Origin of the sequence: Flavobacterium gilvum (genome assembly GCF_001761465.1) — a bacterium.
Taxonomy (GTDB): Bacteria; Bacteroidota; Bacteroidia; order Flavobacteriales; family Flavobacteriaceae; genus Flavobacterium; species Flavobacterium gilvum.
The window spans coordinates 2,191,949-2,213,599 of record NZ_CP017479.1; the positions used below are offsets into that span (position 1 = coordinate 2,191,949).

At 38.1% G+C, this 21,651-nt stretch carries 13 protein-coding genes; all 13 read right to left on the reverse strand.

Annotated features, from left to right (window positions below; genetic code table 11):
- Window positions 1-85: 85 nt before the first annotated feature.
- The 13 genes from rlmF to rplS all read right to left on the reverse strand — a co-directional run bounded on the left by rlmF (window position 86) and on the right by rplS (window position 21,611).
- The gene (gene rlmF, locus EM308_RS09215; protein WP_035633751.1) at window positions 86-1,063 is read right to left on the reverse strand and encodes a 23S rRNA (adenine(1618)-N(6))-methyltransferase RlmF; all 978 of its coding nucleotides are present in this window, start codon (window positions 1,061-1,063) and stop codon (window positions 86-88) included.
- Window positions 1,064-1,158: 95 nt separating this feature from the next.
- A complete protein-coding gene (locus tag EM308_RS09220) occupies window positions 1,159-1,524 on the reverse strand; it encodes a DUF2200 domain-containing protein (RefSeq protein ID WP_035633749.1) in 366 nt (121 codons plus the stop codon).
- Between the two features lie 226 nt (window positions 1,525-1,750).
- Window positions 1,751-2,560 (reverse strand): alpha/beta fold hydrolase, encoded by an 810-nt coding sequence (locus tag EM308_RS09225; protein ID WP_035633746.1) that lies wholly within the window; start codon window positions 2,558-2,560, stop codon window positions 1,751-1,753.
- A gap of 20 nt (window positions 2,561-2,580) precedes the next feature.
- The gene (locus tag EM308_RS09230) at window positions 2,581-3,171 is read right to left on the reverse strand and encodes an HD domain-containing protein (RefSeq protein ID WP_035633743.1); all 591 of its coding nucleotides are present in this window, start codon (window positions 3,169-3,171) and stop codon (window positions 2,581-2,583) included.
- Window positions 3,172-3,297: 126 nt separating this feature from the next.
- Window positions 3,298-3,960 carry a thiamine diphosphokinase gene (locus EM308_RS09235; protein WP_035633740.1) on the reverse strand — a complete coding sequence of 221 codons (663 nt, stop codon included), beginning with the start codon at window positions 3,958-3,960 and terminating at the stop codon, window positions 3,298-3,300.
- A 162-nt stretch (window positions 3,961-4,122) separates the two neighbouring features.
- Window positions 4,123-4,935 carry a DUF4249 domain-containing protein gene (locus EM308_RS09240; RefSeq protein ID WP_035633738.1) on the reverse strand — a complete coding sequence of 271 codons (813 nt, stop codon included), beginning with the start codon at window positions 4,933-4,935 and terminating at the stop codon, window positions 4,123-4,125.
- 4 nt (window positions 4,936-4,939) lie between these two features.
- A complete protein-coding gene (locus EM308_RS09245; protein WP_035633735.1) occupies window positions 4,940-7,315 on the reverse strand; it encodes a TonB-dependent receptor in 2,376 nt (791 codons plus the stop codon).
- Window positions 7,316-7,666: 351 nt separating this feature from the next.
- The gene (locus tag EM308_RS09250; RefSeq protein WP_157503399.1) at window positions 7,667-15,358 is read right to left on the reverse strand and encodes a T9SS type A sorting domain-containing protein; all 7,692 of its coding nucleotides are present in this window, start codon (window positions 15,356-15,358) and stop codon (window positions 7,667-7,669) included.
- Between the two features lie 987 nt (window positions 15,359-16,345).
- Window positions 16,346-17,617, reverse strand: coding sequence for an MFS transporter (locus tag EM308_RS09255; protein ID WP_035633793.1), 1,272 nt, complete (start codon window positions 17,615-17,617; stop codon window positions 16,346-16,348).
- Window positions 17,618-17,626: 9 nt separating this feature from the next.
- Complete coding sequence (locus tag EM308_RS09260; protein WP_035633792.1) at window positions 17,627-17,854, reverse strand: hypothetical protein; 228 nt, start codon at window positions 17,852-17,854, stop codon at window positions 17,627-17,629.
- A 6-nt stretch (window positions 17,855-17,860) separates the two neighbouring features.
- Window positions 17,861-18,451 (reverse strand): TetR/AcrR family transcriptional regulator, encoded by a 591-nt coding sequence (locus EM308_RS09265; RefSeq protein WP_035633791.1) that lies wholly within the window; start codon window positions 18,449-18,451, stop codon window positions 17,861-17,863.
- Window positions 18,452-18,737: 286 nt separating this feature from the next.
- A complete protein-coding gene (locus tag EM308_RS09270; RefSeq protein WP_035633790.1) occupies window positions 18,738-20,975 on the reverse strand; it encodes an NADP-dependent isocitrate dehydrogenase in 2,238 nt (745 codons plus the stop codon).
- 285 nt (window positions 20,976-21,260) lie between these two features.
- Entirely contained in the window at window positions 21,261-21,611 is a 351-nt protein-coding gene (rplS, locus tag EM308_RS09275) for a 50S ribosomal protein L19 (protein WP_035633788.1), read from the reverse strand.
- Window positions 21,612-21,651: the final 40 nt, after the last annotated feature.

Below are 21,651 nucleotides of genomic sequence, written 5' to 3' on the forward strand. Positions count from 1 at the left end.
TGGTAATTTTAATGGAGGGCTTTATGTTTATGAAATTAATAGTTTGATTAAAGTTATTAATGTTCTAGTTGATAGTGTTTTTTCATTACTCAAATTTCCAAGATTTCTGTTGTGCTTCACTCATAAAAGTCCAGGCAACAATGCGGCTTGTTTTTTGGCCTTGGGCCATATCGATGGTTTTGTAAATGGCTCCTACATGGTTGAGGGTTTTGTAGATGGTATGCAAATTGGATTGTTTGGATACCAAAGTCGTAAACCAAAGGCACTGCATTGGATATTTGGCACTTTCGAAAATCATTTGTTTGATGAAGCCCAATTCGCCGCCTTCGCACCACAATTCGGCATTATGTCCGCCAAAATTAAGATTTGGTTTTTCGGCTTTTGGGGCATTTGGAGCTAAATTATTTACTTTTCGAAGGTTACTTTTCGTTGCTTCTTCTGATGAAGAATGAAAAGGTGGATTACAGATGGTAAAAGCAAAACGGTCTTCGGGAGTGATAATGTTTTTGAAAATAAAACGTGGATTTACTTGTAATTGCAGACTTACCGCTTCAGTCAATTTTGGATTATGACTGATGATTTTTCTGCAATTTTGAAGTGCATTTTCATTGATATCCGTTCCTACGAATGACCAACCATAAATTGAATTTCCAAGAATAGGGTAGATGCAATTGGCGCCAGTTCCAATATCGAGCCCTGTAACCGCATCTCCGTTAGGAATTTCGCCATTGTTAACGCTAGCCAAAAGGTCTGCGAGGTGGTGAATATAATCGGTTCTTCCCGGAATTGGCGGACATAGAAAATTGGTTGGAATATCCCAGTTTTGAATATCGTAATAAGCCATTAACAAGGCTTTATTTAGTGCTTTTACAGCATCGGGATTGGTGAAATCAATGGTTTGCTTCGCCTGTTCGCTAACGCTCGAGTCGATTTCGTGTTTATTGATGGCTACAAAGTTTTGAAGTTCTGGATAAACAGAGATTAATTTTTCAAAATCATACCCAAATCGATGAAGATTTCGAGGATGTAAATTTGATTTTTCGATGTTCTTTGTAGTTTTCATTATATTTGATTTCAATGCAAAGATAGTGATTCTTACACTGGAATGGATTACATCAGAATAAAGGCTTTTTTTCCGGTTTAAGTAACTTTCAACACTTAACTGCTTCGTAAAATCTTTTCCATTTTTCTGCCTTTGGCGAGCTCGTCTACTAATTTATCCAAATACCGAACCTTTTGCGTCAACGGGTTTTCGATTTCTTCCACTCGATACCCACAGATTAAGCCTGTGATAAGATGGGAATTGGGGTTTAGTGCCGCATGATCGAAGAATGTTTCAAAAGTTGCATTTTCTTTTATCAGTTCCTGTAATCTATTATTGTTGAAGCCGGTTAACCACTCGATGATTTGATCTAATTCTTCTTTCGTTCTGCCTTTTTTCTCCACTTTTGCTATGTACAAAGGATATACCGATGCAAAAATCATTTTTGCGATACGTTGATTATGTTTATCAGAATCGTTCATGATTTGTGTTTTTTGAATAGACTAGCACGTTGAGTGAAATTATTTTTTAACACATAGGGACATAGAATCTATATTTTTTTGAGAGAATTTGATAGTCGTTTTACTTATCACATAGTTAATCTATGTGAAAAATAGGTTTATTTCTATTCTTTCTTTTTAGAGTTTTTATAAAATCTATGTCCCTATGTGTTTCATTATTTTTTTGAATAGAATTTCACCCAACAGATTAGTCTATTATGTTCTTGTTAAGAAACTTTTCAATTAAGGGAACCACAAGTTCACTTTCTTTAAAGTTGGGTGTGAGGGTTGTTATTTCTCCAATGTATTCTCCGTGTCCGCCCGGAATTATGGCCAGTTCGGAATTGGCAATTTGACGGTGAAGTTCAATGGCATGTTCCGGTGTGATGACGTCTTTGTCTCCATTAATGATTAAAGTTGGTACTGAAACTGATTTGATTTGCTCGTCTGGAATATCTTTGAAATTCAGCATCCTTTTTGCATCTCTGTCATGCATGATTTTTAAATCATCAGGATTTGTCGCTACTTTTTTGTAACCCAATTGAAGTTGCTCGGGCATATTATCCAAAGAAGCTTGTTTCATAAAATCCCAAAACCAATCAGGAACACCATTGCGTTTGGCAAGTGCCGAGGCTAAAATTATTTTGTCTACTATTTCAAGATGTCTTATAGCGATTTGCAGGACTGTTGTTCCGCCGTTGCTAAAACCCAAAAAGTCGGCTTTGTCAATTTTTATGTTTTTAAGAAAGACAGCAAGATCATCAGCATCTTGTTCAAAAGTAAGGTCTGCATTCCGGTCACTGGTTCGTCCGTGTGCCTGTAGTTCGACAGCAATTAGTTGTCTGTTTTTGGCGAGTAACGGAATGACTTTTTCAAAATTGGTTTGAATGGTCGAACCGCCACCATGAACAAGAATTAATGGTTTTCCCTGTCCATAAATTTCGTAATACATTTTCAGTCCATTCACTTCGGAATAGCCACTTTTAAAAGAAAGGCTGTCTGTTGTTTCGGTTTTCATTTGATTCTTTTTAACGAAGTTTATTTTTTTAGGATTCCTTTGTCTACACTTTCATTAATCAGATTTTCGGCGTAATTCCAGATTGCTGTAGACCCTTCTTTAATTGCTTTTTTCTTGTCATAGACTTTTTGGAAAGGTACATTGTATTCCTTCCAAGTTCCTCCGTTATTTGAAGTGTTTTGAAGCAAAGGTTCGAATCGATCCATTGATTTTGCAAATTTAGCTTCATTGGTAAGACCTTCTTCAAATTCCAGCCAAATGGCAATAAATTCGTCAGCCTGTTCTTTTGGCAAAAGCCCAAATATTCTTTTTGCAGCAATAAGTTCCTGTTCTGTATTAGAGTGATTGTTTTGGGTGTCGTAAAGAAAAATATCACCCGCATCAATTTCTACAATGTCGTGGATTAAAACCATTTTTATAACTTTAAGAACGTCTATTGGTTTATCTGAATGTTCTGCCAATACAATAGTCATCATTGCCAAATGCCAACTGTGTTCTGCGTCGTTTTCATGACGTTCGCTGTTGAATAATTTGGTTCTGCGCTGAATGTATTTTAGTTTGTCAATTTCTTTTATGAAAGCAACTTGTTTTGATAAATTGTCTGTTTGCATGGTTTTATAATTTCAGGATAAATCCACTATTGAAATGAGGTTTGATGTAAAGTTAAAACTTATTCTCAGGATATAAAAGCCTGTTTTTTTATAATAAACAGGAAAAGATTTAACAATCAAAAAGCATCAATCAAAACATTCCATTAGCATCAAATCACCCTTATCAAATTCAATTGTTACGATTCCATCTTCGGCGACATGATTGCTGCTTCCTGTTCTGTAGCCCAATTGTAATTTTTCGTTTTGTAAAGGATAAAAAAGATTTTGAGTCACGATGTTTTCAACTGTCCCAATAGGGATTAATGAAAGAATGGTGTCTTTGGAGTACCATTTTTGAAATTTTTTGGGAAGTAAAAAGGCTTTGGAATGGTCATCAAAAAAAACAATTTTCAGCAAATCCTGATATAGAGCGGCAATGGTGAGATTGTGTAGTGTGTGATCCATTCTTCTTCCGGTTGCCCAGACAACATTTACGGCTTTGTGTCCTTTTTCGATTAAAAAATCAAAAGCTTTTTCCAGGTCGGTTTGGTCTTGGGCTGGTGCGTGTACAATTTCCAATGGATACTGAGATGTTTTATATTTTTCAGGATCAAATTCTCGGTCAAAATCTCCTAACAAAACATCGACTTTTATATCCAATTCCATTACACGATCTATGGCTGAATCTAGAACAATCACCAATGGCGACCATTCGAGTAATTGCCCTAATAATTCGGGATTGCAAGCGGCTCCGTTGGCAATGATTAAAGCAGGTTCTTGGTCGTCGCGAACGATATGATGTGAAGACATTTGATTTTAGATTTTAGAATACAGATTTTAGATTTCAGAGCAAAGAAAATAGGATAGAATATAGAATTCATATTTTTTGTAAATATATGTAAAAATCTGAAATTTGGATTCTGAAATCTCCAGTCTAAAATCTGCCTACTGAAATCAGGAATAGCTCCAGAATTATTGTATGATATAATTTCTGAAATCGGTCTCACTTAAAGAGAAATAGCCCAAGGCATAGTTGTCGATGTTGGTTTGGTTGACGATATTACCCCTTACCGTGGCTGGTGTTGTCTGGAATGGGTTTTGACTGCCAGCGGTAGCAATGATTTTGCTCATATAATTATAATAGTCTTCGGAAATACCATAGTGGGTTACATCAATGGAAGAGCCTTGTTTTAAATTTTCATCGGAAAAGTTCCATTTTTTTTGGTTCCCGTTGGAGAATTGATCGCCAAGGACATGATAGGTTGGTGCTTTATTTATATCGGGAAAAAATCGTACCATATAGAAATTTTTAGCCATTGGGTCTTTGTAATAAACTACGATTTCATAATCTTTTCCAGAAAAACCGGCGTTGTTGTTTTGTACAATTGTGTCAATTGGAGTGACAGATTGCATGGTTTCGGTAGCGGTATAGGTTGCACCATTGTAGTTAACGGTCAAAGTGTAGGTTTCACCTATAACAGGTTTGAAATTTGTGCAGGTATATTCTCCTGTATTGGGTGTTTCAGCAAAGATGTAACTAATGTTTTGGCTGTTTTTAATGGAAACCGTGGCACCGGAAACTTTTGGCACGACATTGCTGTAATAGTCTGTGGTGGTGGACAAAATTATTTTTTGTTTCGATCCGTCGGTTCCTTTTTGCCAATTGATACTGGCATCGACTACCAATCGTGGAGGGGCGGTATTCAAGTCCACATTGACAACGTCTTCGCATCCTGCAAAGAAAAATAAGGCTATTGCTATCGAGATATGTTTTATTATGTTCATAATTTTAAAATTTGAAATTATAACTAACCGAAGGTACTATTCCAAAAATTGATAGTCTGACTGCCTCGTTTGCTCCAGTTTGCTCGTTTTCTTGGAAACGGATTGAAGCTGCATTTTGTCGGTTATAGACGTTGTAAATACCAAAAACCCATTCACTTTGCCAGTCTTTTCTTTTTTCTGGTCTTGGAACATAAGTGGCAGACAAGTCCAAATGATGATATAAAGGGAGGGTGTTTTTGTTTCTGGAATCAAAACTTGGAACAGAGATTCCTTGATACACATACTGACCGTTTGGATAAGTTACCGGTTGTCCGGTTTGGAAAATGAAATTGCCGCTGACTGTCCATTTCTGATTGAAAGAATAATTTGAAGTCACCGCTAGATTGTGTAGTTTATGGTATCCTGATTTGTACCAGTCACCATTGTTGATACCGGGTTCATTTGTCGTTCTGCCTGGTGTTCGCTGTTCTGATTTGGACAACGTATAAGCAATCCAGCCGTTCAGTTTTCCACTGTTTTTGCGAAGCATTAATTCTAGTCCATAAGCTCTTAATTGCCCGTTTAGAATAACTTGCTCGATAGCATTGTTGGCAACTAAATCGGCACCATCTATGTAGTCGAGTCTGTTTTTTACGGTTTTATAAAAACTTTCAACCTCCAAGGAATACATGTCGTTTTTAAAATTTTTAAAGTAACCTACAGCAGTTTGGTCTGCAATTTGGGGCTTAATGTATTGGTCACTAGGTGTCCAAATATCCAATGGAGTAGGCGATGAGGTATTGGAAACCAACTGCAAGTATTGTACCATGCGGTTATAGCTGGCCTTTATGGAACTGTCGTCGTTCAAAACATAGGTCGTTGCAAAACGGGGTTCCCAATTTGAAAAAGAAGTGATGACATCATTGTAACCATAAGTTTTGGTGCCGATGGGAATTCCCTTTTCGTAAATTTTGAGTTGGTCGTTAAAAGTGACGGTCTGATTGTTTTCGTATAAATTCACTGTAGAGGCACCCAGTCTGTAAAACATGCTAAAACGCACACCATATAAAAAAGATATTTTTTGGCTGGCTTGGTGCTCTGCTTCAAGATAGACGGAAGGCTCCCAGGCATTTTTTTTGTCTAGTTGTTTGTAATTAATGGTCGAGTTTTCGTCCATCGGGTTGATAGTCCCAGGATTAAATTTATAGTAGAGGGAATTTGCGCCGTAGTTCAGTTTGATTTTGTCATTCAAATAATATTTGAAATCATATTTTAAATTGAAGTTTTTTATGCCCGACCGCCAGTCAAAACCTACCTGTGAAAAAGTTAACCCATAATAATAATCACTAAAAATGGCCGATAAATTGGAAAAATGCCGATCTGAAAACAAATGGTTCCATCTTAAATTGAAGGTGCTGTTTCCGTAATTATTTGTGAATTGTTTGCTGATATTGAAAAAATCTCTTCCAAAATAACCCGAAGCATAGAGGCTGTTGTTGTCGTTAAACTTGTAATTTAATTTGGTATTTAGATCATAAAAGAAAGCCGAGTTTGCATTGTCTATCAATTTTAGGAATAAATGAGCATACGAAGCTCTCCCGCCAATCAAGAACGAACCTTTATCTTTTACAATAGGTCCTTCGGCGAGCAATCGGCTCGATATCAATCCAATTCCGCCATTCATGTGGAAGGAATTACTGTTTCCTTCTTTTTGGTAAATGTCCAAAACCGAAGAAGCTCTTCCCCCATATCGCGCAGGAATACCACCTTTGTATAATTTCAAATCTTTGATAGCATCCGGGTTGAAAACCGAGAAAAACCCAAATACATGCGAAGAATTGAATATTATTGCTTCATCGAGTAAAATTAAATTTTGGTCGGCTCCGCCACCACGAACGTTAAAACCTCCTTGTCCTTCGCCTGCATTGGTAACACCAGGAAGCAGCAAAATAGATTTCAACACATCGGGTTCACCCATAACTACTGGCATTTTTTTTATAGTAGCCATCGAGAGTTTGTTAACACTCATTTCTGTGGACTTTATGTCGGTGCTTTTTTTGTTGGCCGTCACAACAATTTCTTTTAATTGCTGTTCGCTGCCGCTGAGCTTATAATTTTTTTTGATGTTTTGTCTCAATTCGATTTTTTCTTCTAAGTTTTGAAAACCTATGTATTCAATATGCAAGGTGTAATTTCCTTGAGGAAGTGTTAACGAATAGAAGCCGTATTCATTGGTAGTAGTGCCAGTTTTTAGCTCTGGAATGTAGATGTTTACCCCAATCATGGTTTCATTGGTGCTGGCATCTGAGATAACACCGCTAATAGTGAATTTTTGCTGTGAAAAGGCTGAAAACGAACTTAGGAATAGCAGGAGTAGGGGTATGGTTTTCTTCGAAATCATCTTTTTTGGTTTTGAATTACAAATGCCCTTAAAAAAAGGGTAATCAGAAATAATATGCTAATATATCTTTGATAAGCTTATTACTTTTGATTTGTAGATAATATAAAAGTAAGAAAAAAAAGTTAAGGAGCGAAAGATTAGGCTTTTTCTGCTATTATGGATTCCTGCTCTCCGCTATATCCCCGATTTAGGAAAACAAGGCAAAAAAGCCTTGTCTTCCTAAATCGGGGATGCCGCTTCGATCAGGGCTAAAGAGGAGAGATGGTTTTGTTTTTGGAATCAATACTTAAAACTATAAAACAAAAAAGCACCCGCTTTCGGCGGATGCTTTTGGTTAAAAATTAATTAAAGTTATCTTGAAGAAATCACTTTTTGTACACTGCTTCCTTTATTGGTAGTTACTTTAACAATATAAACTTCTTCTTGACCTGTGCTTGTAAGGTTTAAAGATATTTCTTTGTTCAAATAGCCATTGGTGTCGTATTTCGTAATTACTAGGTTCCCTTTTGCATTGAATACCTCAATTTTTACATCAGTAGGATAATCAAAATTGTATCTGATGGTCAATTGATCTTTGAAAGGAACAGGATATGCGGTAAAATCGTCTGCTTTGATTTTACTGGTTGTCGTTGTATCTGTTGGAGTAATTGTTTCCACTGTGCCTGTTTCTACTGTTTTGGCAACAGTTGTTAAAGGAGTTGGGGCGGAGCAATTACTAACAAGTATATCACCAGCGGTGGTGTTATCTATGTATGTATTGACACCTGATGTGATTCTAGATATGAAGTATTCATGATAATCTACTGATGGTGTAGTTTGACCAATAATAGTCTTCGTGTCATATTTTACCGAAATAACATAGGTACGTCCTGCTATTGCATTAGGTATTGTGACTTTCGCCTGTCCGGACCCTTTTGGAGGGGTGACTTCTTTACCCGTAGCAATTTTTGTGCAATTGTTGTCAAAAACAAATACTTGGTCTAGCTGGATTGCGAAGTCCTTAACATGAGGGCGAGAGTTATTAAATTGAAGCACTTCAATAGTTAGAGGTCCAGTTGATGGTGCAACAATTTTAGCATAATAAAAGAATACCCCCGGTGTTGCATTTGAAATTGTTGTTTTAGCACCCTTTTTAGTAACAGTATAGCAAATTTTATCCAACGGAGGCTGATTATTTAAGAAACTGGTGCAAGTGGTTGCAGTTGGATAAATCAGGCCACCGCAATTTTTCACTGTAATTGTTATTGACTCAGTATCTGTACACCCCTCAGGTGTTGTCGCTTTAACCCAATAAGTTCCTGCGCTAACAGCCTTTAATTCCTCTTTTGTCATTTGATTACCTATTGATCCATTATTATTCTTATGATAACTCAAAATAGTACCTTCAGGCAATTCGCTACCAGCTGTTATTGCATTTGCTGTTGCGACTACTGTAAAATCTAATACACCTGGTGCGCATAAATCTTCTGGAGTAGTGATATGCAGAATAGGATTTGGGTTCTGCACGACATTCGCTGTATTGCTTGTAGCAGTACAACTGGTTGGAGTAGCACCTGTAGCAATTACATAATAACCTGTGCCTGCACTAAGCCCACTCCAGGTTAAAGCAGCACTTATACCAGGTTTAGCTTCCTGCACAATTGTGTTTAAAGAATTATACAACTGGTAGCTTATCGTATTATTTCCCGAAGTAGAAGAAGTAATACTTCCGCTATTTGGGGTAGACGAACAGAAGTCATGCCCGGTTAGCACCAAGGCTGCAGGATTTGGTGTTTCGATAACATTAACCGCATTACTTTGTGAAGTACAGGTAATTGGAGTAGTGTTCGTAGCAACCACATAATATCCAGTTCCCGCGGCTACATTATTCCATGTTAATCCGGAGCCTGTTCCATCTTTGACACCCTGAACTGTACCATCTGAACTGTTGTACAATTGATATTTTACACCAATTACTGATGTAGATGATGTGATTGTACCGGTTCCTGTAACAGAAGTGCATATTGAACTTCCTGTTAAAGAAAGTGCCGCTGGATTAGCTACCTCTACTACACTAACAGCATTGCTGTGAGCGGATGTACAATTGGTAGGAGCTGCACCTGTTGCTATTGCATAATATCCGGTTCCTGCTGCTACATTATTCCATGTTAATCCGGAGCCTGTTCCATCTTTGACACCCTGAACTGTACCATCTGAACTGTTGTACAACTGATATTTTACACCAATTACTGATGTAGATGATGTGATTGTACCGGTTCCTGTAACAGAAGTACATATTGAACTTCCTGTTAAAGAAAGTGCCGCTGGATTAGCTACCTCTACTACACTAACAGCATTGCTGTGAGCGGATGTACAATTGGTAGGAGCTGCACCTGTTGCTATTGCATAATATCCGGTTCCCGCGGCTACATTAGCCCATGTTAATCCGGAGCCTGTTCCATCTTTGACACCCTGAACTGTACCATCTGAACTGTCATACAACTGATATTTTACACCAATTACTGATGTAGATGATGTGATTGTACCGGTTCCTGTAACAGAAGTACATATTGAACTTCCTGTTAAAGAAAGTGCCGCTGGATTAGCTACCTCTACTACACTAACAGCATTGCTGTGAGCGGATGTACAATTGGTAGGAGCTGCACCTGTTGCTATTGCATAATATCCAGTTCCCGCGGCTACATTAGCCCATGTTAATCCGGAGCCTGTTCCATCTTTGACACCCTGAACTGTACCATCTGAACTGTTGTACAACTGATATTTTACACCAATTACTGATGTAGATGATGTGATTGTACCGGTTCCTGTAACAGAAGTGCATATTGAACTTCCTGTTAAAGAAAGTGCCGCTGGATTAGCTACCTCTACTACACTAACAGCATTGCTGTGAGCGGATGTACAATTGGTAGGAGCTGCACCTGTTGCTATTGCATAATATCCAGTTCCCGCGGCTACATTAGCCCATGTTAATCCGGAGCCTGTTCCATCTTTGACACCCTGAACTGTACCATCTGAACTGTCATACAACTGATATTTTACACCAATTACTGATGTAGATGATGTGATTGTACCGGTTCCTGTAACAGAAGTACATATTGAACTTCCTGTTAAAGAAAGTGCCGCTGGATTAGCTACCTCTACTACACTAACAGCATTGCTGTGAGCGGATGTACAATTGGTAGGAGCTGCACCTGTTGCTATTGCATAATATCCAGTTCCCGCGGCTACATTAGCCCATGTTAATCCGGAGCCTGTTCCATCTTTGACACCCTGAACTGTACCATCTGAACTGTTGTACAACTGATATTTTACACCAATTACTGATGTAGATGATGTGATTGTACCGGTTCCTGTAACAGAAGTGCATATTGAACTTCCTGTTAAAGAAAGTGCCGCTGGATTAGCTACCTCTACTACACTAACAGCATTGCTGTGAGCGGATGTACAATTGGTAGGAGCTGCACCTGTTGCTATTGCATAATATCCGGTTCCTGCTGCTACATTATTCCATGTTAATCCGGAGCCTGTTCCATCTTTGACACCCTGAACTGTACCATCTGAACTGTTGTACAATTGATATTTTACACCAATTACTGATGTAGATGATGTGATTGTACCGGTTCCTGTAACAGAAGTACATATTGAACTTCCTGTTAAAGAAAGTGCCGCTGGATTAGCTACCTCTACTACACTAACAGCATTGCTGTGAGCGGATGTACAATTGGTAGGAGCTGCACCTGTTGCTATTGCATAATATCCAGTTCCCGCGGCTACATTAGCCCATGTTAATCCGGAGCCTGTTCCATCTTTGACACCCTGAACTGTACCATCTGAACTGTTGTACAACTGATATTTTACACCAATTACTGATGTAGATGATGTGATTGTACCGGTTCCTGTAACAGAAGTACATATTGAACTTCCTGTTAAAGAAAGTGCCGCTGGATTAGCTACCTCTACTACACTAACAGCATTGCTGTGAGCGGATGTACAATTGGTAGGAGCTGCACCTGTTGCTATTGCATAATATCCAGTTCCCGCGGCTACATTAGCCCATGTTAATCCGGAGCCTGTTCCATCTTTGACACCCTGAACTGTACCATCTGAACTGTTGTACAACTGATATTTTACACCAATTACTGATGTAGATGATGTGATTGTACCGGTTCCTGTAACAGAAGTACATATTGAACTTCCTGTTAAAGAAAGTGCCGCTGGATTAGCTACCTCTACTACACTAACAGCATTGCTGTGAGCGGATGTACAATTGGTAGGAGCTGCACCTGTTGCTATTGCATAATATCCAGTTCCCGCGGCTACATTAGCCCATGTTAATCCGGAGCCTGTTCCATCTTTGACACCCTGAACTGTACCATCTGAACTGTTGTACAACTGATATTTTACACCAATTACTGATGTAGATGATGTGATTGTACCGGTTCCTGTAACAGAAGTGCATATTGAACTTCCTGTTAAAGAAAGTGCCGCTGGATTAGCTACCTCTACTACACTAACAGCATTGCTGTGAGCGGATGTACAATTGGTAGGAGCTGCACCTGTTGCTATTGCATAATATCCGGTTCCTGCTGCTACATTATTCCATGTTAATCCGGAGCCTGTTCCATCTTTGACACCCTGAACTGTACCATCTGAACTGTTGTACAATTGATATTTTACACCAATTACTGATGTAGATGATGTGATTGTACCGGTTCCTGTAACAGAAGTACATATTGAACTTCCTGTTAAAGAAAGTGCCGCTGGATTAGCTACCTCTACTACACTAACAGCATTGCTGTGAGCGGATGTACAATTGGTAGGAGCTGCACCTGTTGCTATTGCATAATATCCAGTTCCCGCGGCTACATTAGCCCATGTTAATCCGGAGCCTGTTCCATCTTTGACACCCTGAACTGTACCATCTGAACTGTTGTACAACTGATATTTTACACCAATTACTGATGTAGATGATGTGATTGTACCGGTTCCTGTAACAGAAGTACATATTGAACTTCCTGTTAAAGAAAGTGCCGCTGGATTAGCTACCTCTACTACACTAACAGCATTGCTGTGAGCGGATGTACAATTGGTAGGAGCTGCACCTGTTGCTATTGCATAATATCCAGTTCCCGCGGCTACATTAGCCCATGTTAATCCGGAGCCTGTTCCATCTTTGACACCCTGAACTGTACCATCTGAACTGTTGTACAACTGATATTTTACACCAATTACTGATGTAGATGATGTGATTGTACCGGTTCCTGTAACAGAAGTGCATATTGAACTTCCTGTTAAAGAAAGTGCCGCTGGATTAGCTACCTCTACTACACTAACAGCATTGCTGTGAGCGGATGTACAATTGGTAGGAGCTGCACCTGTTGCTATTGCATAATATCCAGTTCCCGCGGCTACATTAGCCCATGTTAATCCGGAGCCTGTTCCATCTTTGACACCCTGAACTGTACCATCTGAACTGTCATACAATTGATATTTTACACCAATTACTGATGTAGATGATGTGATTGTACCGGTTCCTGTAACAGAAGTGCATATTGAACTTCCTGTTAAAGAAAGTGCCGCTGGATTAGCTACCTCTACTACACTAACAGCATTGCTGTGAGCGGATGTACAATTGGTAGGAGCTGCACCTGTTGCTATTGCATAATATCCGGTTCCCGCGGCTACATTATTCCATGTTAATCCGGAGCCTGTTCCATCTTTGACACCCTGAACTGTACCATCTGAACTGTTGTACAACTGATATTTTACACCAATTACTGATGTAGATGATGTGATTGTACCGGTTCCTGTAACAGAAGTACATATTGAACTTCCTGTTAAAGAAAGTGCCGCTGGATTAGCTACCTCTACTACACTAACAGCATTGCTGTGAGCGGATGTACAATTGGTAGGAGCTGCACCTGTTGCTATTGCATAATATCCGGTTCCTGCTGCTACATTATTCCATGTTAATCCGGAGCCTGTTCCATCTTTGACACCCTGAACTGTACCATCTGAACTGTTGTACAATTGATATTTTACACCAATTACTGATGTAGATGATGTGATTGTACCGGTTCCTGTAACAGAAGTACATATTGAACTTCCTGTTAAAGAAAGTGCCGCTGGATTAGCTACCTCTACTACACTAACAGCATTGCTGTGAGCGGATGTACAATTGGTAGGAGCTGCACCTGTTGCTATTGCATAATATCCGGTTCCCGCGGCTACATTATTCCATGTTAATCCGGAGCCTGTTCCATCTTTGACACCCTGAACTGTACCATCTGAACTGTTGTACAATTGATATTTTACACCAATTACTGATGTAGATGATGTGATTGTACCGGTTCCTGTAACAGAAGTACATATTGAACTTCCTGTTAAAGAAAGTGCCGCTGGATTAGCTACCTCTACTACACTAACAGCATTGCTGTGAGCGGATGTACAATTGGTAGGAGCTGCACCTGTTGCTATTGCATAATATCCAGTTCCCGCGGCTACATTAGCCCATGTTAATCCGGAGCCTGTTCCATCTTTGACACCCTGAACTGTACCATCTGAACTGTTGTACAACTGATATTTTACACCAATTACTGATGTAGATGATGTGATTGTACCGGTTCCTGTAACAGAAGTACATATTGAACTTCCTGTTAAAGAAAGTGCCGCTGGATTAGCTACCTCTACTACACTAACAGCATTGCTGTGAGCGGATGTACAATTGGTAGGAGCTGCACCTGTTGCTATTGCATAATATCCAGTTCCCGCGGCTACATTATTCCATGTTAATCCGGAGCCTGTTCCATCTTTGACACCCTGAACTGTACCATCTGAACTGTTGTACAACTGATATTTTACACCAATTACTGATGTAGATGATGTGATTGTACCGGTTCCTGTAACAGAAGTGCATATTGAACTTCCTGTTAAAGAAAGTGCCGCTGGATTAGTACCTACATTAAGATTAGCTCCTTCACTTTCTACAGGAGCACAACTACCACTAGTTAATACCAATCTATATTGATTTCCATTCAGAGCTATTGGAACTGGGGAAATTGTCAAAGTTGATGTCGTGGTACCATTATCAGTATTTGAAGAAATTGAATACAGGAGGCTATTTGTTATTGCGGTCCAATCAGTAGTACTTGTTTTTTCTTGCCATTCTTCTGTTGGGGTCGGTGAACCTCCAGAATATGATACTGAAAATATTGCCTCCTCGTCAACACATTTTATTTGATTGGAAGCCTGAAGATTTATTTCGGGTGGGGTACAACAAACTAACTGTTCTGCGCTTGCCGTAGCAGTACACCCTTCTGCATCCGTAACGGTTACACTATAAGAACCAGGATCTACATTATTCAAGTCTTCGGTAGTTTCACCGTTTGACCACAAGTATGTAAAGGGCGCAATGCCTCCCTCTACAGTGAGATTCACATCAATTACTTGCCCATCACAAACTGCCGTAGCCGAAGCCCGTAAAGGAGGGGCAATAATCAGGGTTCCTCCTGGGAAATCACATTTGCTCGAAATAGCTGTTAACATTGGGCCTCCCACGGCTACTTCATTAGGTACAGTCCATGCTACCAAAATATTATTTACCACTAAAGAGCTTCCACAACTAAACTTAACTTTGCCAAAATTAATGGTCTGTATTCCATTTCCTCCGCTTGCCACAGGAACTCCATCTAAAATTTTATTTTTAGGAGCAAGAGGTCCACTACATCTAACAAGACTGCAGGTGGATGAAGTTCCATCGGATAAAGTTGTAGTCAAATCACCAAATACGGATAAGGCAGGTCTGTCACTATTCGTGTTATGATATACCGTTATTAACAAATCAAGTTCTAACACTTGGCCGGGAGTACATGTTACACAACCCGGACCATCAAGTCTTGCGCTAAGTATTTGGACATCGTTCGCAGTACATCCTGTCGTTTTAAGTCTTAAATCCGGTTGGGTCGCAGGCACAGGGTCATCGGGGCAATTTATTTGGCCAAATGCCGAAAATGGCAACATTGCCATCAATAAAAATGCAATCATAAATAAACAAAAACGGGATGAAATTTTATTGGGTAAAGTTAAAATTGAAGCTAACTCTAGATCCCTATTTTTCTTTTTGCTTAATTCTGTTTGAAAATCAAAAGAAAATAGATTCTCTAAATTTAATTTTTGTAATCTAAAAATTCTGTTTTTCGATAAAAAGCAACCGATTATTTTGCTCATTATAACTTCGAAAAACTTTTGAAGTGTAGTATTCTCTTCCATAATAATAAAGTTTTAGAACCATAATTATTAAAAGCAGGAAACATGTAGACTTGGGAAAAAAAACTGTAGATAAAACGAGTCACCTTCATAAATAGATTCATGAAGAACTCCATCATCAAAAGATGTTTTTTTGAGGAGAAAGAATCTTTTATTAACCGAAAGGGTTTAAAAAAAGAGAATCAATTTTGGATTAATAAAATGAATACAAATCGGATAAACAGTAGTTTTTCGGTTTGGGCAATAAATAGCTACTGTTGCATAACCTTCATAAATAAATTTATGGGAAATACAATCATCAAAAGGATGTTCTATTGTGGGGAGCAATTACTAAATTCTTTTTAAGCCGGTAAACTGTTTTGAACAGCTTGAGGAATTAATTCTAAAATGTGTCTAATTAGAGTCAAAAAAAGTAAAAAGTTAATGGGTTGAAAAATGAGCAATAAACAATACCATCTTCATAGATAAATCCATGTAGAGCACAATCGTCAAAAGGATGTTTTATTGTGGGGAGCAATAATTAAATTCTTTTTTACCAGTAAAAAAATTTTACATAACAAACTTAAATTCAATTATTTAGGGAGGTTAAAAGTAGTTAATATCTTTGGTAATTAATGGGAATATTTGGATTAATCGGACAATTAACAATTATATCCGATAAACGACTTTTGGACTTAAGAAATTACTGCTTTTTGTATTTATTGTATTGATAATCTGTTGTTTGTGTTTTGTTTTTTTTCTTTTTTTAATTAACGTATTTTTTGACTATACTTCATGAATAGTTAGACTGTGATCCTTTTTCTCACTGTTTTTTCTTTTCACCATTTTATTGACACGATACATCAGTACAACAGTAAGGATTGAAATACAGATAATTATAATTCCTAAGGTATCATAATGTTCCAGCGGGCTCCATTTGTCTTTTTGCACTACAATTGTACCTGCAAACGCGGCAGCAATACCTCCTGCAATTTGTTGTAAGGATGAGTTTATGCTCATAAAGGCACCTCTGTCCTGCATTTCGGGAATAGAAGTCACAAGAGCTGTAGATGGAACCATGCGCCCCATTACGCCAATCATCATCAATACGTTGGCAACAGCAACCAACCCAAAAACAGTAACGCCAAGATTAGTATAAATGCCTATCATTATCATTGTCCATATCGAGGCGTATACAAATATTTTGTATTTGTCTATCCTATCACTCAGTTTTCCTATCAAAGGCATGACCAAAAGTGTAGATATACCGGCTATCATGAACAACATAGGCAATTGTTCTTGTGTAATGTGCAGATTGTTTATGGCAAAAGCGCTTCCGAAAGGCATCATCATGAATCCTCCTACGGAGAGTAATGCAGTGGCGGTGAAACCAATTCGGTAATCTTTTTTGGCGATAGTATGTTTTAAATGTTCAAATGGTGATTTGTCAAGCTGAACAGATAAATGTTGTGTGATAGGATTTAATTTCACAGCAATACAAAAAGCTACTATTCCGGCCATTCCGGCTACCCACAAAAATGGAGCATGCCAACCCCATGCATTGGCAAGATATAAACCAATTGGGATTCCCAGAATTTGACTAGCTCCAAATCCCATCTGGATAAATCCCATAACGCGCCCGCGTTGCTGAATACTGAATAAATCGGCTACAATAGCCATTGAAATTGAACCAATAACACCACCAAACAATCCAGTGATGATTCTAGCCGCCACAAGCCAATAGTAAGAATTTACGATTCCGCACATGATAGTTCCAGCTATAAATCCTCCATAAAAAAACAATAGCAGTTTTTTGCGGTCAAATTTGTCGGCAAAACCTGCTGTAAGCAGTCCAGAAATACCAGCACTAAACGCATAAGCCGAAACCACCAAGCCAAAATGAGATGGTTTGAGGCTGAGTGATTTCATTAGAATATCTCCCAATGGAGACATAACCATAAAATCGAGTATTACGGTAAATTGCGTTATGGCAAGTATGAAAACAGCAAATTTTTGATAAGCTGTAAATGGGGGTGTTTGTGGTTTTTGTTCTTTCATCTTAATTTTTTATTCCAATGCTGTGCATTCGAAGTTTTGTTTGTCTAAAAGTTTTATAATTTCTTCTTCGGATAAAGTTTCGCTCACGATTCGTAAAACGCAGTCAACATCTTCTTGGTCAAGTGACCATTGAAGTATTTGTTGGTTTTTGTCTAAAACTTCACTTATCATTTGTTTGTCGGTTCCGGTTTTAATATTGGTCGCAAATACCAGTATGTGATCTATTTGGGCTTCCATGTTTTTTTACGGTGTTAACGCTTTTATTACTAATTCAAATGCATCTTCAGTAGCCTTTTTAGTCAGTTTGAAAGGTGTTCCTCCCAAACTTTTTCCTTCATTATGGAAACGAAGTAGTGTGTATAAAGGGCCGTATGCAATACTCCAGAAAACTTCTTTTGATGTGGAAATTAATTCTTTTCTTTCAATGGCGTTTTTTGCAAAATCTCCCATTATGAATTTAAAGTCAGACATGCTTTTTTCCATAATATATTCCCGATGAGTGGAATGACACAAAAGTTCCCAACAGGCGACTTTTAATGGGTGATGAATAACAAATCGAGCTCTGTTTTCCCATTGTTTATGTAAGCCTTCCCTGAAAGTCATATCTGGAGAGAAATCTTTAATCATTTCATTGAAGAAATTTTGTCCAATTTCGACACCGATTTTTTTGATTAAATCTTCTTTGTCAGTGTAGTAAATATATAGAGTTGCCACTGATACGCCACATTCTTTTGCCAATCGGTTCATTCCAAATCCTTCAATGCCTTGTTTTACCAGCATTTCAATGGCTTTTTGTTTGACCAACTCTTCTTTGTTTGTGTCTCTTGTTCGCATTTTTTTGATTTTGAAGGAGCAAAAATATTAAATATAAATGAATGTTCGCTTAGTTATGAATAAATTTTTACTAATTTTTTTTGCAACAGCTTTTGATAAAAGGCAAAATGTTGATTTTTAGCCCCGATAAAAGTGGAAATCCTCCATGGCCGGGGTTCGGCCAGGGAGATTGTAACGGATAGCGGGAGCAATGTTGATAAAATTATCAAATGTTCTGCTCCAATTAGATCAAAAAAAAAGACAACCCCTTTCGGAGTTGTCTTTTGGATATAATAATTGAAATAAATTAAGCAGTTTTCAATGCTGTAATTTTATCTAAAATAGTATTGAAAGTAGCGCTTGGTCTCATTGCCTTGCTTGTTAACTCAGGATTTGGTTGGTAGTAACCGCCAATTTCCTGTGCTTTTCCTTGAGAACCGATTAATTCGGCATCAATTTTAGCTTCGTTTTCAGTAAGCTCTTTTGCAATTGGAGCAAAAATAGCTTGTAATTCGGCATCTTTAGTTTGAGTTGCCAAAGCTTGGGCCCAGTATAAAGCCAAGTAAAAGTGAGAACCGCGGTTGTCAATTTGACCTACTTTTCTAGCTGGAGATTTATCATTTTTCAGGAAAGCATCATTTGCCTGATCCAAAGTTTCAGATAAAATAATTGCTTTTTGATTGTTTAAAGTTTGTCCTAAGTGTTCCAAAGAAGCGCCTAGAGCTAAAAATTCTCCCAATGAATCCCAACGTAAATAACCTTCTGTTGTAAATTGCTCTACGTGTTTTGGAGCCGATCCGCCTGCACCGGTTTCAAACAAGCCACCACCATTCATTAATGGAACTATAGATAACATTTTGGCCGAAGTTCCTAATTCTAAGATTGGGAATAAATCAGTTAAATAATCACGCAATACGTTTCCTGTAACCGAAATAGTATCTAAACCTTTGATGATTCTGTCTAAAGTAAATTCAGTAGCAGCAACCGGATTTAGAATACGGATATCTAGGTTTGTTGTGTCGTAATCTTTTAGATATTTTTGAACCTTAACGATCAATTCTCTGTCGTGAGCTCTGTTTTCATCCAGCCAGAATACAGCAGGAGTATTTGATAAGCGTGCTCTGTTTACGGCCAATTTTACCCAGTCTTGGATTGGAGCGTCTTTGGCTTGACACATTCTGAAAATGTCGCTGGCCTCAACAGTTTGTTCCATTAAGACAACTCCGTTTTGATCCACAACACGAACCACTCCGTCTTCTTTTATTTGGAATGTTTTGTCGTGTGAACCATATTCTTCTGCTTTTTGAGCCATCAAACCTACGTTTGGAACACTTCCCATAGTTTTTGGGTCAAAAGCGCCGTGTTTTTTACAAAAATCAATTGTTGCAGTATAAATTCCGGCATAACAACGGTCTGGAATAATAGCAATTGTATCTTGTTGTTTTCCGTTTTTGTCCCACATTTGACCAGAAGTACGAATCATCGCAGGCATAGAAGCGTCTACAATCACATCTGATGGTACGTGTAAATTGGTAATTCCTTTTTCAGAATTAACCATTGCCAAAGCAGGTCCGTTTTCGATAGCTTGTGCAATAGCAGCTTCAACTTCCGCTTGTTCAGGCTGTCCTGCGATTTTTGCATACACATCGCCTAAACCATTACGGGTATCAATATTTAATTTTTTGAATAAATCAGCATATTTTGCAAATAGGTCTTTGAAATAAACTTCAACGATGGCACCAAAAATAATTGGATCCGAAACCTTCATCATTGTTGCTTTCAAGTGTACAGAAAGTAAAACGCCTTCTTTTTTTGCTTCGGCGATTGCTTCGGTAACAAAGCTTTTCAATGCAGCAATGTTCATCACTGAGCTGTCAATTATTTCACCAGCTTTCAAAGGAGTACTTGCTTTCAAGACTGTAGTTGTACCATCTTTGGCAACAAATTCAATTTTTGCATCGTTAGCTTCTGCTACGGTAACTGATTGTTCACTTCCGTAAAAATCGCCAGATTCCATCGAAGCAACTTTTGTTTTAGAATCAGCAGACCAGGCTCCCATGGAGTGTGGATTTGCTTTTGCAAAATTCTTAACCGATTTTGGTGCTCTACGGTCAGAGTTTCCTTCACGTAAAACCGGATTTACGGCAGAACCCAAAACTTTGGCATACTTTGCTTTAATTGCTGCCTCGGCATCGTTTTGCGGATCTTCGGGGAAATTTGGTACCGCATAACCGTGTGATTGCAATTCTGCGATAGCGGCTTTCAATTGCGGAACTGAAGCTGAAACGTTTGGTAGTTTTATGATGTTGGCTTCAGGAGTAGTTGCCAATTTGCCAAGTTCTGTTAATGCATCTCCTGTTTTTTGGTCTTCTTTCAAAAACTCTGAAAAGTTAGCTAAGATTCTTCCCGCAAGTGAGATGTCTCTTGTTTCTATTTCGATATTAGAAGTAGCAGTAAATGCTTGTACAATTGGTAAAAAAGAGTAGGTTGCCAATAAAGGAGCCTCATCTGTCAGGGTGTAGAAAATTTTAGCTTTTGGTGTCATTTTTTATTTTTTTTAATCTAAATCATAGTTTTTGGTTGTCTTATTGTCAATTATAACGATTGAAATAAGGCGGGCAAATATATGAAATGAACTCGTAATTGTGCTTTAATTTTAGTATAAAAAAATAATTTTAGAGGTTTTTTCTGTGATTTTTTGAATTTGATATTTTTACCCCCTTTTGATTTTTAAATTCTCATTTTAAGCCTTTGAAATTATCAAAAAAAAAGTCCCAAATTCGATTGATTCGAAATGGGACTTCTTTTATTGTTAAAGAAAGACGTTAAACTATCTTCTTTTGTCTTTAATCTTAGCTTTTTTACCAGTAAGTTCTCTGAAGTAGAAAATTCTAGCTCTACGTACGTGACCTTTCTTGTTGATTTCAATTTTTTGCAAAGCTGGTAAGTTAACTGGGAAGATACGCTCTACACCAACTGCACCTGACATTTTACGGATTGTAAAAGTTTCTGTGTTACCAGTACCTCTTCTTTGAATAACAACACCTTTAAAAAACTGTGTTCTTGTTTTTTCACCCTCTTTAATTTCGTAGTAAACTGTGATTGTATCTCCAGCTCCGAAAACAGGGAAATCTTTTTTTGCTACGAATTCGTCTTGAACGAATTTCAATAAATCTGCCATTTTATTTTTATTTTATGGTTAAAAAGAGCAACATTCACGG

Bases quoted from the DNA above. Each gene is read 5' to 3' on its own strand.
- rlmF (WP_035633751.1), bottom strand. From the start codon at position 1,063: ATGAAAACTACAAAGAACATCGAAAAATCAAATTTACATCCTCGAAAT.
- EM308_RS09250 (WP_157503399.1), bottom strand. From the start codon at position 15,358: ATGATTGCATTTTTATTGATGGCAATGTTGCCATTTTCGGCATTTGGC.
- EM308_RS09230 (WP_035633743.1), bottom strand. From the start codon at position 3,171: ATGCAAACAGACAATTTATCAAAACAAGTTGCTTTCATAAAAGAAATT.
- EM308_RS09270 (WP_035633790.1), bottom strand. From the start codon at position 20,975: ATGACACCAAAAGCTAAAATTTTCTACACCCTGACAGATGAGGCTCCT.
- EM308_RS09265 (WP_035633791.1), bottom strand. From the start codon at position 18,451: ATGCGAACAAGAGACACAAACAAAGAAGAGTTGGTCAAACAAAAAGCC.
- EM308_RS09225 (WP_035633746.1), bottom strand. From the start codon at position 2,560: ATGAAAACCGAAACAACAGACAGCCTTTCTTTTAAAAGTGGCTATTCC.
- EM308_RS09255 (WP_035633793.1), bottom strand. From the start codon at position 17,617: ATGAAAGAACAAAAACCACAAACACCCCCATTTACAGCTTATCAAAAA.
- EM308_RS09240 (WP_035633738.1), bottom strand. From the start codon at position 4,935: ATGAACATAATAAAACATATCTCGATAGCAATAGCCTTATTTTTCTTT.
- EM308_RS09260 (WP_035633792.1), bottom strand. From the start codon at position 17,854: ATGGAAGCCCAAATAGATCACATACTGGTATTTGCGACCAATATTAAA.
- EM308_RS09220 (WP_035633749.1), bottom strand. From the start codon at position 1,524: ATGAACGATTCTGATAAACATAATCAACGTATCGCAAAAATGATTTTT.
- EM308_RS09245 (WP_035633735.1), bottom strand. From the start codon at position 7,315: ATGATTTCGAAGAAAACCATACCCCTACTCCTGCTATTCCTAAGTTCG.
- rplS (WP_035633788.1), bottom strand. From the start codon at position 21,611: ATGGCAGATTTATTGAAATTCGTTCAAGACGAATTCGTAGCAAAAAAA.
- EM308_RS09235 (WP_035633740.1), bottom strand. From the start codon at position 3,960: ATGTCTTCACATCATATCGTTCGCGACGACCAAGAACCTGCTTTAATC.